Here is a 14,783-nt window from a genome sequence, read left to right as displayed (position 1 = left end):
GACCGGCTGCGCACGCGGTCGGACAAGCCGACTCCTGCGAAGCCACGCCGGCCGAGCCGGCGCGACCAACCGGCGCGCAAGCCAGTCAAGGACCAACGACGCAAACCCCATCCGGCCGACCGGGCGGTGCGGCGCTCAGGGCATCATGGAGAAGGTCGACATGACAGGGGCCGGCGGGCTCGCGCACTGGAAGGTCAGCGTTACGGGTGAATAGGTCGGAGCTCCCCGGGGGCGAGCGCTGGGGGCACCGCCCGCCCGAAGGGCAGGGGGACGACCGGGGGAACATTTCCGTGGTCCTTGCCGGCGGTGGGACGGCGGGGCACGTCGAACCGGCGATGGCCGTGGCCGACGCACTGAGGGCCATCGACCCGGATGTGCGGATCACCGCCCTGGGCACCCAGAGGGGCCTGGAAACGCGCCTGGTACCCGAGCGCGGCTACCACCTGGAACTCATCACCCCGGTGCCGCTGCCGCGTAAGCCCTCAGGTGACCTGGTCCGGCTGCCGATGCGGGTGCGGCGCGCGGTCAAGGAGACCCGGGCGGTGCTCGACGACGTCGGAGCCGACGTGGTGATCGGGTTCGGCGGCTACGTCGCGCTACCGGCTTACCTTGCGGCCCGCCGCCGAGTCCCCGTGGTCGTCCACGAAGCCAACGCGAGTGCGGGCTGGGCCAACCGGGTGGGAGCGCGATCGGCGAAGCGTGTGCTGTCGGCGGTCGAAAATCCAGGGCTGCGGCGCGTCGAGGTCGTCGGCGTGCCCGTGCGCGCGGCGATCACGTCGTTAGACCGGATGGCGCTGAGGGCAGAGGCGCGTGCACACTTCGGATTCGCCGACGACGCCAAGGTGCTGCTGGTGTTCGGCGGATCCCAAGGCGCCCAGTCGATCAACCGGGCCGTGGCTGCCGCCGCCAAAGACCTTGCAGCGGCTGGAATTTCGGTGCTTCACGCGTACGGCCGGAAGAACACGCTGAATCTTCGCGAACCGGCCGACGGCGATCCGCCGTACGTCGCGGTGCCGTACCTGGACCGGATGGACCTGGCCTACGCCGCCGCGGACATCGCCGTCTGCCGCTCCGGGGCGATGACGGTGGCCGAGGTGACAGCGGTCGGTCTGCCGGCGGTGTACGTGCCGCTGCCGATCGGCAACGGCGAACAACGCCTGAATGCGCTGCCGGTGGTCAACGCCGGCGGAGGCCTCGTCGTCGACGACATCGATCTCACCCCGTCCTTCGTCGCCGACACGGCCGACGGGCTGCTCAACGACGGAGCGCGGCTGCAGGCAATGACGGCGGCCGCGGCCCTGGCAGGACACCGCGACGCCGCCCAGCGCGTCGCCGAGGTCGCGCTCGACGTCGCCCGAAGCGCACGAAAGTCCAAGCGATGAACGGCAATTCACCGGAGCCGGAAGGCCGGCGACATCAGGCTCTGCCCGATGAGCTGCAGCGGGTGCACATGGTCGGCATCGGGGGAGCGGGTATGTCGGGCATCGCCCGCATCCTGCTTGACCGCGGCGGCCAGGTGTCGGGTTCGGACGCCAAGGAGTCGCGGGGTGTGGTGGCATTGCGCGCCCGCGGCGCGGCCATCCGGATCGGGCACGACGAGTCTTCGCTGGACCTGTTGCCCGGCGGACCGACCGCCGTCGTCACCACGCACGCGGCCATTCCGAAGACCAACCCCGAGCTGGTCGAGGCGCGCCGCCGCGGTATCCCCGTGATCCTGCGTCCGGTGGTGCTGGCCAAGCTGATGGCCGGCCGCACGACACTAATGGTCACCGGTACGCACGGTAAGACCACGACGACATCGATGCTCATCGTGGCGTTGCAGCACAGCGGCTTTGACCCATCGTTCGCCGTCGGCGGCGATCTGGGCGAGGCCGGCACCAACGCACACCACGGCAGCGGCGAGTGCTTCGTAGCCGAGGCCGACGAGAGCGACGGGTCGCTGCTGGAATACACCCCCGACGTCGCGGTGGTGACCAACATCGAGGCGGACCATCTCGATTTCTTCGGCAGCGTAGAGGCCTACCGTGCGGTGTTCGACGATTTCGTCGACCGCATTCAACCCGGTGGCGCGCTTGTGGTGTGCACCGACGATCCCGGCGCCGCCGCACTCGCCGAACGCACTGCCGCGCTTGGTATCCGGGTGCTGCGGTATGGCAGCGACTCCACCGCTGGGCTGGCAGCCACGCTGCTGGACTGGGAGCAGCAGGGCACCGGGGCCGTCGCGCACGTGCAGTTGCAGGGCGAGCAGCACCCACGGGTGATGCGGCTCGCGGTGCCGGGCAGGCATATGGCGCTCAACGCGCTCGGCGCGCTACTGGCGGCGGTGGAGGTCGGCGCCCGGCCGGACACCGTGCTCGACGGGCTGGCCGGGTTCGAGGGTGTGCGCCGCCGATTGGAGCTGGTCGGCACCGCCAACGGCGTGCGGGTGTTCGACGACTACGCGCACCACCCGACCGAGGTTCATGCCAACCTGAGCACATTGCGAACGGTGGCGGGGAAAAGTCGTTCGATCGTCGTGTTCCAGCCCCATTTGTATTCCCGCACAAAGACTTTCGCTCGCGAATTCGGCCAGGCGCTGGACTCCGCGGACGAGGTGTTCGTCCTCGATGTCTACGCGGCACGCGAACAGCCGATCGCCGGTGTGAGCGGGGCGACCGTCGCCGACAACGTCACCGTGCCCGTCACGTATGTGCCGGACTTCTCCGCCGTCGCCGAAAAGGTGGCGGAGGCCGCGTATCCCGGTGACGTCGTCACCACCATGGGTGCGGGTGATGTCACCATCCTCGGCAACGAAATCCTGACCGCACTGCAGGTGAAGGCCAACCGCAGCGCGCCGGGACGGTCCGGGACGGCATGCCGATGACCGAGCCCAAGGACACCAACACCGGCGAAGCCCTCGAAGTCTCGGCGGAAGCCGCGACGGAAGAACCGACGCCGCCGGCTGCTGCCGACGACGACTTCGAGGGCCCGCGGCGGCGAGCGCGTCGGGAACGCGAAGAAAGACGCGCCGCTCAGGCCCGCGCCACCGCGATCGAAAACGCCCGGAGGGAGGCCAAGCGCCGTGCGCTGGGCGGACCCTCTGAAGAGACGAAACGACCCGCGCGCGCGGTGGTTCGAGGCCTGAAGGTGTTGATGTGGTCCGCGTTGGTCAGCGTCGTTGTCGTCGGCCTCGGTCTGTTGCTGTACTTCACGCCGATCATGGCGGCACGCAACATCGTCGTCACCGGGCTGGCGGTGGTGACTCAGGACGAGGTCGTCACAGCGGCCGCGGTGAAGCCCGGCACGCCTCTGCTGCAGGTCGACACCGACACCGTCGCCGAGCGGGTCGCGGCGATCCGGCGGGTGGCAAGCGCACGCGTGCAGCGGCAGTACCCGTCGACGCTGCGGGTCACCGTGATCGAGCGGGTGCCCGTGGTGGTCAAGGACTATCCCGACGGCCCGCACCTGTTCGACAAGGACGGTGTGGATTTCGCGACCGCGCCGCCGCCGCAGGGCGTGCCGTACCTCGACGCCGACAATCCCGGGCCCAGCGATGCGCCGACCAAGGCCGCGTTGCAGGTGATGACCGCGCTGCGGCCCGAGGTGGCCGGCCAGGTGGCCCGCGTCGCCGCGCCGTCGGTCGCGTCGATCACCTTGCAGCTCATCGACGGGCGCACCGTGGTCTGGGGGACGACCGACCGCACCGACGAGAAGGCGCTCAAACTGGGTGCGCTGCTGACCCAGCCCGGCCGTACCTACGACGTGTCGAGCCCGGATTTGCCGACGGTCAAGTAGTCCGACGGCCCAGAAATACGAGAAATTCTTGACGGACGCGTCGGCGCGCCTGCATGGATAGGCCGCGCGGTCGCCCTACCGTTCTGGTTGCGCGAAACAACTTGACATAACTCTAAGCCTATGGTTGAGGTTGAGGGTTTGCCAGGGGATCCGCCACCAGATGTCCACCAGGGAGGAAGGCGATCATGACCCCCCCGCACAACTACCTCGCCGTCATCAAAGTGGTCGGTATCGGCGGCGGCGGCGTCAACGCCGTCAACCGGATGATCGAGCAGGGCCTCAAGGGCGTGGAGTTCATCGCCATCAACACAGACGCGCAGGCGCTGTTGATGAGCGACGCCGACGTCAAACTCGACGTCGGTCGTGACTCCACCCGCGGCCTGGGCGCCGGCGCGGATCCCGAGGTGGGACGCAAGGCGGCCGAGGACGCCAAGGACGACATCGAGGAGCTGCTGCGCGGCGCCGACATGGTATTCGTCACCGCGGGCGAGGGCGGCGGCACCGGCACGGGCGGTGCGCCCGTCGTCGCGACCATCGCCCGCAAGCTCGGCGCGCTGACCGTCGGCGTGGTGACCCGGCCGTTCTCGTTCGAGGGCAAGCGCAGAAGCAACCAGGCCGAGAACGGCATCACCTCGCTGCGAGAAAGCTGCGACACCCTGATTGTCATCCCCAACGATCGGCTGCTGCAGATGGGCGACGCCGCGGTGTCGTTGATGGACGCGTTCCGCAGCGCCGACGAGGTGCTGCTCAATGGCGTGCAGGGCATCACCGATCTGATCACCACACCGGGTCTGATCAACGTCGACTTCGCCGACGTCAAAGGCATCATGAGCGGAGCCGGCACGGCGCTGATGGGCATCGGCTCCGCTCGCGGCGACGGCCGCGCGCTCAAGGCCGCCGAAATCGCCATCAACTCCCCGCTACTTGAGGCGTCGATGGAAGGCGCCCAGGGCGTCCTGATGTCGATCGCCGGTGGAAGCGACCTCGGCCTGTTCGAGATCAACGAGGCCGCGTCGCTGGTGCAGGAAGCCGCCCACTTGGAAGCCAACATCATCTTCGGCACCGTGATCGACGACTCGCTCGGCGACGAGGTCCGCGTCACGGTCATCGCCGCGGGCTTCGAGGCCAGCGGCCCGAGCCGAAAGCCCGTTGTCGGGGCGGGCGCTCAGGCGATCGCACCCGGCAAGGCAGGCAAGGTGACTTCACCGATGTTCGAGCCGGCCGACGCCGTCAGCGTGCCTGTGCACACCAATGGCTCGACGGTGAGCATCGGCGGTGACGACGATGACGATGTCGACGTGCCGCCCTTCATGCGCCACTGACCCGCGTGCTTGATGCTCTTCGCCCAAGGGGCTCATCACGCCATAACCTCACACCGTGACCGCTCGTATACGGCGCGTGACCACCACCCGCGCGGGCGGCGTCTCGGCGCCGCCGTTCGACACCTTCAATCTCGGCGACCATGTCGGCGACGACCCCGCCGCGGTCGCCACGAACCGCAAACGGCTCACCCAAGCGATCGGGTTGGGCGATGACGGCATCGTCTGGATGAACCAGGTGCACGGCGATCACGTGGTAGTGGTCGACGAACCGCCCGGCGGCACCGTCGACAAAACCGACGCATTGGTGACCACCACACCGAGATTGGCATTGGCGGTGGTAACCGCCGATTGCGTTCCGGTTTTAATGGCCGATGCACGGGCCGGCGTCGTGGCGGCAGTGCACGCGGGGCGGGTCGGCTGCCAGATTGGCATCGTGCCCCGCACCGTCGAGGCGATGGTGGACGTCGGTGCGCATGCCGAGGACATCTCGGTGCTCCTTGGCCCTGCGGTCAGCGGGCGCAACTACGAGGTTCCCGAGGCGATGGCCGCCGAGGTCGAGGCCGCCATGCCCGGCAGTCGCACGACCACGTCGCGCGGCACGCCCGGGCTGGACCTGAGGGCCGGAATCGCTAGGCAATTAACGACTTTGGGCATCAGCGCGATCGACGTCGACCCCCGCTGCACGGTGGACGACCGCAACCTGTTCAGTCATCGGCGTGACGCGCCGACCGGTCGGCTGGCGTCGTTGGTGTGGATGGAATGACCACGACCGCCCGCGAGCTCGAACTAGCCGAAGCGCTCGACGCCGTTCGGTCTCGCCTCGCGCGTGCGGCCCAAGCGGCCGGACGAAATGTCGATGAAATCGAATTACTGCCGATTACCAAATTCTTTCCGGCAACCGATGTACTTATTCTGAGCCGTTTAGGGTGCCTCGCATTTGGTGAATCCCGCGAACAAGAAGCGTCGAATAAAGCCGCCGAAATCAATGCCATCACGGACGCTCCGCCGATTCGCTGGCACATGGTCGGGCGGATCCAGCGCAACAAAGCGCGCTCGATCGCGGACTGGGCCTACGCCACGCACTCCGTCGACAGTGGCAAGGTCATCGGTGCGCTGGACCGGGCCGCAAGCCAGGCGCTGACCCAGGGTCGGCGCACCGAGCCGCTGCGCACCTACCTACAGATAAGCCTCGACGGGGACGAGAGTCGGGGCGGCGTGGACGTCGGCAAGCCGGAGCGGGTCGACGAGCTCTGTGCGACCGTCGAAGCCGCAGCGGGTTTGGAGTTCGTCGGGCTGATGGCGATTCCGCCGGTGGGTGCCGATCCCGATGAGGCGTTCGCGCGGCTGGCCGACGAGCACAAGCGCGTACAGCAGAGCTTTCCGCAGCGGCTCGGGCTGTCCGCCGGGATGTCCAGCGACCTCGAGAGCGCGGTCAAATACGGGTCGACGTGTGTGCGTGTCGGTACCGCGCTATTGGGGCAACGACCGCTAACGTCACCATGAGTAGTCACTCCAGTCACATCTTCATCACAGACACCAGAGCCCAAAGTCACTAGAAGGGTCCCGCCGATGAGCACACTGCACAAGGTCAAGGCCTACTTCGGTATGGCGCCGATGGAGGACTACGAGGACGAGTACTACGAGGACGACGATCGCAGCCCATCGCGTGGGTATTCGCGTCGTCCCCGTGAGGACCGCTTCGACGACGACGGCTACCTGGATCGGGCAGGTCGCGGCTACGAGGGCCGCGACTACGACGAACCCCCGGCTGGCTATCGGGGCGGCTACCACGACGAGGGCCGTTTTGAGCCAAGGCTGCGCAGCCCGCGCGAGTTCGACCGGCCGGCACCGAGGTTCGGCGCGCTGCGTGGCTCCACCCGCGGTGCTCTTGCGATGGACCCACGCCGAATGGCGGAGCTCTTCGAGGCGGGCAGCCCGCTGTCGAAGATCACCACGCTGCGCCCGAAGGACTACAGCGAAGCCCGCACCATCGGCGAAAGCTTCCGCGATGGCACCCCGGTGATCATGGACCTGGTGTCCATGGACAACGCCGACGCCAAGCGCCTGGTCGACTTCGCGGCCGGGCTGGCGTTCGCGCTGCGCGGCTCGTTCGACAAGGTCGCCACGAAGGTCTTCCTGCTGTCACCCGCAGACATCGACGTCAGCGCCGAAGAGCGCCGGCGCATCGCGGAGGCCGGCTTCTACGCCTATCAGTAGGTCTTAGCGCGGACAGGTAGGCTGGCGTCGCGCTTCACGCTGACCAGCAGCGAGCGCTGTCGTCAAAGTCACACACATCTGCCCGTAGTGAGGTCTGCTCAGTTGGCGCCGTTCTTCGACATCCTGGGTTTCGTGCTGTTCGCCTTCTGGCTGCTGCTGATTGCCCGTGTCGTGGTTGAGTTCATCCGCTCGTTCTCCCGCGACTGGCACCCCAAAGGAGTGACGGTGGTGGTCCTCGAGGTGATCATGACGGTGACCGATCCGCCGGTGAAGCTGCTGCGGCGCCTCATCCCGCAGCTCACGATTGGTGCGGTGCGGTTCGACCTGTCGATCATGGTGCTGCTGCTCGTTGCCTTCATCGGCATGCAACTGGCATTCAATGCGGCGAACGCGGCGGCCTGAGAAGCGGCCTCCCGCCGCGGCTTTGGCGATCGTGGCCTTCGCCATCGGGCGTTTGCCGGGTTCGATATTCGGCCCCAGAACTCTGTCGAATGATTGAAATTCGCTCTTAATTATCAACCTCTCCTGCAACCGCCGGGTCTGGTGTGACAGGATGGACGCCAGTTACGTTCCAGTAAGGCTCTACACTTTGAGATCGGTTGACGGTCCAGACTTCAAGGGGGCAGACAATGCCGCTGACACCAGCCGACGTACACAACGTTGCGTTCAGCAAGCCGCCCATCGGCAAGCGCGGCTACAACGAGGACGAGGTCGATGCCTTTCTCGATCTGGTTGAGAACGAGCTGACCCGCCTGATCGAAGAGAACGCCGACCTGCGTCAGCGGGTGGCCGAGCTGGATCAGGAGCTGTCGTCGGCGCGAGCCGGTGGCGGCGGCGCCCAGCCGACGCAGGCCATTCCGCTCTATGAGCCTGAGCCGGAACCTGCCCCTGCGCCGCAACCCGTCTACGAGGCACCGCCCCAGCCTGTCGCCCCCGTCAGCGAGGACCAGCATCTGAAGGCCGCGAAGGTCCTCAGCCTGGCCCAGGACACCGCCGACCGGTTGACCGGCACTGCAAAGGCCGAGTCCGACAAGCTGCTCGCCGACGCGCGCGCCCAGGCCGACGCCATGGTCAGCGAGGCCCGGCAGACCGCCGAAACGACGGTCACAGAGGCACGTCAGCGCGCCGACGCGATGCTGGCCGACGCGCAGACTCGCTCGGAGGCGCAGCTGCGTCAGGCACAGGAGAAGGCCGACGCCCTGCAGGCCGACGCCGAGCGCAAGCACTCCGAGATCATGGGCACCATCAACCAGCAGCGCACGGTGCTGGAAGGCCGCCTCGAACAACTGCGCACCTTCGAGCGCGAGTACCGCACCCGACTGAAGACCTACCTGGAGTCCCAGCTCGAGGAGCTCGGCCAGCGTGGTTCGGCCGCCCCGGTCGATTCCAGCGCCAACAACGACGGCGGCGGGTTCAGTCAGTTCAATCGGGGTAACAACTAGCCAACGCTCGAAAACCGAGCGTCTTCAACCTAGGGTTGGTCAATGCTGATCGTTGCGCTCGTCCTTGCCGTCATAGGTCTCGCGGCCCTGGTGACCGCCGTTGTTACCAGCAATGAGCTGATCGCGTGGGTCTGCATCGGCGCCAGCGTGATCGGCGTAGTGCTGTTGATCATCGATGCGTTGCGTGAGCGGTCAAAAGGTGACGCGGGCGAATCGCCGGCCGAAGAATCCGAGACCGAGGCCGATTACGTCGAGGACTATCCCGACGAAGCGCCCGTTGCGGAGGCCGACGAGGAGAGCGAAGCCGAAACCACCGCCGTCACCACCGAACACCGTGACGACGAGGACAGCAACAGCCGCTAAACCGTTGGCGTCGCGAGCAATTCGCGGACTTCGTCGTCGCTGACCTGATGGAAGTCCTCGAAGACCTGCCCGACCGCTTCGAACCCCGGCGGCATCGTCGCGCACACCACGTCGTCGGCCTCCTCGGCCAATTGTCGGCATGCCGATGGCGGCCCCACCGGAACCCCGACCACGACCTGCGCAGGCTCGGCGGCACGTACCGCCCGTACCGCGGCGAGCATGCTGGCGCCGGTCGCTATCCCGTCGTCGACGAGGATCACCGTCTTATTCGTGACGTCCACGGGCGGACGATCACCACGGTAAGCCGTTTCCCGGCGATGTAGCTCGTCGGTTTCACGCTCGATGGCGGCCTGCAGTTGTTCCTCGGTGATGCCCAGGTTGCGCACCAGGCTTTCGTTGACGACCACGCCACCGCCGGTGGCCAACGCGCCCATGGCCAGTTCCTCCCACTGCGGCACGCCGAGCTTGCGGACCAGGAACACGTCCAGCGGGGCGTTCAGCGCCGAGGCGACCTCCCAGCCGACCGGCACGCCACCTCGGGCCAGGCCCAGCACCAGAAGGTTGTCCTGACCGCGATAGGACGCCAACTCGTGCGCCAGGACTTGGCCGGCTTCTCGGCGGTCCCGGAACGTGCGCCTCGCATTTCGGCGGGCGAGGCCGCTCCATCCGCTCATCGCAGTCGTTTTCGATTTGGGAACATTTCCAGCCTACGACGGAATTCACGCCCGCGATGGATACCCAGAAATGTGGGCGCTGAACGTGCCTTAGGAGCTGGGGCAGGGTTGGCGCGCCACGTGGGTCAGGAAACCGCGGACCAGACCCCGGATTCGTGTGCCGGCGCTATCGGCGAGTTCGCTGGTGCGAGAGCGCAGTTCATCGTGGCTGAGGCCGAAGCCGGCGACCTCGCCGTCACGGTCGTCGTCCAGCCACAGCTCGAGCAGCGCGTGATCGATCTCCGGGTGAAACTGCAACGCCAGGGCGCGGCCAAGCACGAACGCCTGTGAGGAGTTGGCGTTACGGGCGATCTCGGTGGCTCCCGGCGGCAGGGTCCAGCTGTCGAAATGCCACTGAAACCAAGGCCCGCCGGGCACCAATTCCGGGTTGTCGGTATCAACGTCGTACCAACCGATTTCGGGGGTCGAGGATCGTCCGACCGACCCCCCGAACGCCTGCGCGAGCAGTTGGCCGCCGAAGCAGATGCCCAACACTGCCACCCCGGCGTCGGCGGCGTCACGCAGCATTTGCGTTTCGCTGCCTACCCAGGTGCGGCGCAGCGCATCGTCGTAGACCGGCCACCGCGCGCCAAGGGGGACGATGACGTCATATCCGGTCGGATCGGGAAAGGTGACGTCGCGGGCCGGGCTGTCTATGCGTTCGGCCGGCACCACCTCGAAGGTGTCGACGTCGAACCCACACTCGGTGAACGCCTCGCCCAGCAGTGCTTCGGTCGCGAGATGTTCGTTGTGGATGAACAGAACCTTCGGCGCCATGGTCGACATTATTTCTGTGGCGGCAGGGGTGGCGCATCTTCGGGGGCCAGCTCGGCGGCGACCTTGCGGAACACCGTGTCGGCCTCGTTCTTGTAATCGCCTTGATCGTCGAACGCCTCGGGGGCGTAGGTGACGGCGATCGCGATGGCGATCTTCTGCGACGGCAAGTAGGCCTCCAGCGCGGCGTAGCCGGAGAACAGCGGGTTCTGCACCAGCCAGTTGCCGGTAATGACGATGCCCATCCCGTAGGTGTAGACGTCGTTCATTTCATCGCAGGTCGTGCATCCCGGCTGTTTGTGGGTCTTGCCGCGAAGCTCGGTGGACACCATCTTCTTGTACGAATCGGCGCTCAGCAGCCGGCCCGATCCGATGCCGACCGCGCTGGTCTCCATGTCGTAGATGTTGGTCGTCTGGATCGCGCCGTGGGTGATGGTCCAGGACGGATCCCAGAAGGTGGATTCTTCGTAAAACGGTGTACCAGCGGGAATCTTGAGAAACGCGCGGCGCTCGGAGGTGAAGGCATGCAGGACCGGTGAAGGGATCTCTGGGGTCAACGAGTTGACGGTGTTGGTCAGCCCGAGGGGTCGAAGCACCTTGTCGGACAACAGCTTCGACATCTCCTCGCCGGTCGCCTTTTCCAGCGCGAGACCCAGCAGCACATAGTTGGTGTGGGCGTAGTTCCAGTTGGTGCCTGGCTCGTATAGCAGCGGCTTAGAGGTGGCGTAGCCGAGTAGGTCGTGGACGGTCCAGCGCCGGAACGGGTTTGCGTAGAGCGCGTCGTTCATCGCGGTGTTACCGATGACATAGTCGACGTAGCCCGACGTCATCTGGGCGAGCTGGCCCAACGTGACTTGATCGGCGTGCGGTATCTCGGGCAGAAACTTCGAGAGCTTGTCGTCGAGGCTGACCTTGTTCTCGTCGACGAGCTTCAAGAGCAGCGTGGACACGTACGAGATCGCCACGGCCCCGTTGCGGAAATGCATGGCCGTTGTCGCGGGCACTCCGGTCATCGATTCGCCGACGGCCTGGGTGACCACCTCCTTGCCGGCGATGGTCGCCCGGACGATGACAGCTTTCAGATGCGCCTGCGCCATCGTGTCGCGGACGATGCGCATCACCGCGTCAGCCTTAGCGCTCTCGGTGGCGGTCGTTGGTGACTGGGAAGGCAGCGCTCCGGGGGAGCAGCTGGTCATTGTGGCAACGGCACAGATCAGCGCTAGCAAGCGCCGGACGACGGGCATGCGGTGGATCTTGGCATATCCTCCGACTTCGCAGTGGGTATCCAGGTGGCGTGCCCTATCTGACCGATTGGTTCCTCACGACGGCCGAACGCGGTAACCCGGCTTCGCAACTGCCCGCCTGGAGTGACGGCAACCGGGTGGAGCCGCTCATCCACGGCGCGACGTATTTCGACCATCTGGTTACCGAAGTCGAGGCGATGCGTGCCGGCGACTACTTGTTCTTCACCGACTGGCGCGGCGACCCGGACGAAAAGATGCGCGAGGAAGGCCCGACGATCGCCGAGCTGTTCAGCTCTGCGGCTGAGCGTGGCGTCGTCGTCAAGGGTCTGATGTGGCGGTCACATTCGGACAAGTTCGCCTACAGCGAGGAGGAAAACCAGCATCTCGGGGAGCGGATCGAACAGGCCGGCGGTGAGGTGTTGCTGGATCAGCGGGTCCGGTTCGGCGGTTCGCATCACCAGAAGCTCGTCGTCATCAGGCACCCGGACGCGCCGGGGCGCGACGTGGCGTTCGCCGGCGGCATCGACCTGTGCCACTCACGCCGCGACGACGCCTCGCACCGGGGTGATCCGCAGGCAGTGAAGATGGCGAAGCAGTACGGTGAGCACCCGGCATGGCACGACGTGCAATTGAAGGTGCAAGGACCTGTCGTCGGGGCCCTCGACGTGACTTTCCGCGAACGCTGGAACGATCCGGCACCGCTGGACATGCTTTCACCGATCGCGTGGATTCAGGACAAGTTGCGCGGCGCGGACTTGACCCCGGGAGAACTGCCGGCGCAACCGCCGGATCCACCGGCCTGCGGACCCCATGCCGTTCAGGTGTTGCGCACGTATCCCGATGCGCACTTCGAGTACGACTTCGCCCCGAACGGTGAACGCAGCATCGCGCGCGCTTACAACAAGGTGGTGCCGCGGGCGCGGCGGCTGATCTATGTCGAAGACCAGTACCTGTGGTCGAAGAGGGTCGCTCAGCTGTTCGCCCAAGCCTTGCGGGATAACCCGGATCTGCATCTCGTCGCCGTCATTCCACGGCATCCCGACGTCGATGGTCGGCTTGCTCTGCCGCCGAACCAGATTGGCCGTCGCCAAGCGCTCGAGACGTGTTTCGAGGCGAGTTCGCAGCGAGTGCATGTGTTCGATGTCGAGAACCCCGAGGGCACGCCGGTGTACGTGCACGCGAAAGCATGTGTTGTCGACGACATCTGGGCATGTGTGGGCAGTGACAACCTCAACCGGAGGTCGTGGACGCACGACAGTGAGTTGTCGTGTGCTGTGCTCGATTCGGATGGTGAGTTCGGCCGCGACCTGAGGCTGCGGCTGCTGCGCGAGCATCTAGATCGCGCCGCCGACGGCAGTGAAGACGGCGGGCTGGTCGACCCCGAGACGGCGGTGCAGGAGATTGTGGCCGCGGCAGAGGCGTTGGATGCATGGCATGAGTCCGGCCGGACGGGTCCTCGGCCGGCGGGCCGGCTGCGACCGCACAGGCCAGAACGCCTTGGCCTGCTCACCCGGTTATGGGCAGGGCCGGCGTACCGAATGATCTATGACCCCGACGGACGGTCGTATCGTGATCGGCTCACGGGCAAGTGGTGAAACTGTCAGTCGACCGTGGCATAGTCGTACATATGTTCGATACCGGGGTGTTGGCGGTGGTGGATCCGCGTGCCGATGACGCCGCGTTGATCGAGCGTATTGATTGGTTGGAGCGGGTGAAGTCGGCTGCGGCGGCGGGTCAGGCGCGCGCTGCCGCACTGCTCGATGAGAAGCGTCGGGCTGATGAGGCCGCGGCCGGAGTGCCCACGGGTAAGCAGGGCCGTGGGGTGGCCAGTGAGGTGGCGTTGGCGCGCCGGGATTCCCCGGCGCGGGGTGGTCGGCATCTGGGGTTGGCCAAGGCGTTGGTGGCCGAGATGCCGCAAACGCTGGCCGCGCTGGAGTGCGGGGCGTTGTCGGAGTGGCGCGCGACGCTGATTGTGCGCGAGTCTGCCTGCCTTACCGTGGAGGACCGCCGGGTGCTGGATGCCGAACTGTGCAGCGACGTGGACAAGCTTGTCGGCATGGGGGATGCGCGGATCACGGCGGCGGCCAAGGAGATCGCCGCGCGGCTGGACGTGCAGGCGGTGGTGGATCGGGCGGCCAAGGCTGAGGCGGATCGCAGGGTGACGATTCGCCCGGCCCCGGACTGCATGGCGTATGTGACCGTGTTGTTACCGATGGCCAAGGGTGTTGGGGTGTATGCGGCGCTGAAACACGCCGCCGACACCACCTTTGACGATCGGTCGCGGGGCCAGGTGATGGCCGACACGGTGTTCGAGCGGGTCACGGGCCGGCCGGCCGAGGCGCCCGAACCGGTGGCATTGAATCTGGTGATGACCGATCAAGCGTTGTGGGGGCAGGACAACGCGCCGGCCGTCGTGGATGGGTATGGGCCGATTCCGGCGTCGCTGGCGCAGCGTCTGGTCAAAGATGCGGTGGTGGATGAGCGGGTGGCCGCGACGCTGCGGCGGCTCTATCGACATCCGAATAGTGGTGCGTTGGTGGGGATGGAGTCGCGGTCGCGGTGCTTTCCCAAGGGGTTGGCCACGTTCATCGGCGTGCGTGACCGAACCTGTCGCACTCCGTATTGTGATGCGCCGATTCGGCATCGTGATCACGCCACACCGCGCATTCGCGGTGGGCCGACCAGCGCCGTCAATGGGTTGGGGGAGTGTGAGCGGTGCAACTACGTCAAGGAGTCACCGGGCTGGCGGGTGACTACTGGTGATCAAAACGGTGTGCACACCGCCGAATTCGTCGAGCTTGTCAAGATTTCTGTGTAGGTGGCTGGTTTACAGGTAGGGGTTGATTCGTTCGGGGTAGGTCAGGGCCAGTGCGCCTAATGCTTGTTTCCAGCCGTTGGTGCGTGCTCCCTCGACGAGGCGCTTGTTGCGTGAGC

The 14,783-nt window shown here is 66.4% G+C and carries 15 protein-coding genes and 1 pseudogene; 13 read left to right on the top strand and 3 right to left on the bottom strand.

All coding sequences use genetic code 11. The features are described 5' to 3' along the window. From VJV41_RS26595 to VJV41_RS26545, 11 genes are all read left to right on the top strand, one after another. Positions 1-214, top strand: a 214-nt coding sequence (locus VJV41_RS26595) for a hypothetical protein (protein WP_325338866.1), incomplete at its 5' end; no start/stop codon positions are given. 70 nt (positions 215-284) lie between these two features. Further along, positions 285-1,382: an undecaprenyldiphospho-muramoylpentapeptide beta-N-acetylglucosaminyltransferase gene (murG, locus tag VJV41_RS26590; protein WP_325338868.1), complete on the top strand. Its 1,098-nt coding sequence runs from the start codon at positions 285-287 to the stop codon at positions 1,380-1,382. Further along, positions 1,379-2,863 carry a UDP-N-acetylmuramate--L-alanine ligase gene (gene murC / locus VJV41_RS26585; protein WP_325338864.1) on the top strand — a complete coding sequence of 495 codons (1,485 nt, stop codon included), beginning with the start codon at positions 1,379-1,381 and terminating at the stop codon, positions 2,861-2,863. Before murG ends, murC begins: the two co-directional genes overlap by 4 nt. Continuing rightward, entirely contained in the window at positions 2,860-3,774 is a 915-nt protein-coding gene (locus VJV41_RS26580) for a cell division protein FtsQ/DivIB (RefSeq protein WP_325338863.1), read from the top strand. Before murC ends, VJV41_RS26580 begins: the two co-directional genes overlap by 4 nt. 185 nt (positions 3,775-3,959) lie before the next feature. After that, the gene (ftsZ, locus tag VJV41_RS26575; RefSeq protein WP_325338861.1) at positions 3,960-5,096 is read left to right on the top strand and encodes a cell division protein FtsZ; all 1,137 of its coding nucleotides are present in this window, start codon (positions 3,960-3,962) and stop codon (positions 5,094-5,096) included. A gap of 55 nt (positions 5,097-5,151) precedes the next feature. Further along, positions 5,152-5,859 (top strand): peptidoglycan editing factor PgeF, encoded by a 708-nt coding sequence (gene pgeF, locus VJV41_RS26570; RefSeq protein ID WP_325338859.1) that lies wholly within the window; start codon positions 5,152-5,154, stop codon positions 5,857-5,859. Continuing rightward, positions 5,856-6,599 (top strand): YggS family pyridoxal phosphate-dependent enzyme, encoded by a 744-nt coding sequence (locus VJV41_RS26565; RefSeq protein ID WP_325338857.1) that lies wholly within the window; start codon positions 5,856-5,858, stop codon positions 6,597-6,599. The genes pgeF and VJV41_RS26565 overlap by 4 nt, the downstream gene beginning before the upstream one ends. A 66-nt stretch (positions 6,600-6,665) precedes the next feature. Continuing rightward, the gene (locus VJV41_RS26560; RefSeq protein WP_325338855.1) at positions 6,666-7,313 is read left to right on the top strand and encodes a cell division protein SepF; all 648 of its coding nucleotides are present in this window, start codon (positions 6,666-6,668) and stop codon (positions 7,311-7,313) included. Between the two features lie 102 nt (positions 7,314-7,415). Next, the gene (locus VJV41_RS26555; RefSeq protein WP_325338853.1) at positions 7,416-7,715 is read left to right on the top strand and encodes a YggT family protein; all 300 of its coding nucleotides are present in this window, start codon (positions 7,416-7,418) and stop codon (positions 7,713-7,715) included. A gap of 227 nt (positions 7,716-7,942) precedes the next feature. Beyond that, positions 7,943-8,755: a DivIVA domain-containing protein gene (locus VJV41_RS26550; RefSeq protein WP_325338851.1), complete on the top strand. Its 813-nt coding sequence runs from the start codon at positions 7,943-7,945 to the stop codon at positions 8,753-8,755. Between the two features lie 42 nt (positions 8,756-8,797). Beyond that, positions 8,798-9,118 (top strand): DUF308 domain-containing protein, encoded by a 321-nt coding sequence (locus VJV41_RS26545; RefSeq protein ID WP_325338849.1) that lies wholly within the window; start codon positions 8,798-8,800, stop codon positions 9,116-9,118. Here the strand turns inward: VJV41_RS26545 and VJV41_RS26540 are convergent. The 3 genes and pseudogenes from VJV41_RS26540 to VJV41_RS26530 form a co-directional block, all read right to left on the bottom strand. Beyond that, a pseudogene (locus tag VJV41_RS26540) lies at positions 9,115-9,780 on the bottom strand (phosphoribosyltransferase); the annotation flags it as partial. The gene VJV41_RS26545 and the pseudogene VJV41_RS26540 sit on opposite strands and share 4 nt — an antisense overlap. Positions 9,781-9,882: 102 nt before the next feature. After that, positions 9,883-10,608 (bottom strand): type 1 glutamine amidotransferase, encoded by a 726-nt coding sequence (locus tag VJV41_RS26535; RefSeq protein WP_325338847.1) that lies wholly within the window; start codon positions 10,606-10,608, stop codon positions 9,883-9,885. A gap of 8 nt (positions 10,609-10,616) precedes the next feature. Beyond that, positions 10,617-11,801, bottom strand: a complete 1,185-nt coding sequence (locus VJV41_RS26530) for a serine hydrolase domain-containing protein (protein ID WP_414685063.1) — start codon at positions 11,799-11,801, stop codon at positions 10,617-10,619. A gap of 98 nt (positions 11,802-11,899) precedes the next feature. On the opposite strand from VJV41_RS26530, the gene VJV41_RS26525 reads away from it, so the two are divergent. Then, entirely contained in the window at positions 11,900-13,444 is a 1,545-nt protein-coding gene (locus tag VJV41_RS26525; protein ID WP_325338843.1) for a phospholipase D family protein, read from the top strand. Positions 13,445-13,476: 32 nt separating this feature from the next. Continuing rightward, the gene (locus VJV41_RS26520) at positions 13,477-14,667 is read left to right on the top strand and encodes an HNH endonuclease (protein ID WP_325338841.1); all 1,191 of its coding nucleotides are present in this window, start codon (positions 13,477-13,479) and stop codon (positions 14,665-14,667) included. Positions 14,668-14,783: the final 116 nt, after the last annotated feature.

This window comes from Mycobacterium sp. (assembly GCF_035274705.1).
GTDB lineage: Bacteria > Actinomycetota > Actinomycetes > Mycobacteriales > Mycobacteriaceae > Mycobacterium.
This window is presented reverse-complemented; position numbering and strand designations above follow the sequence as displayed.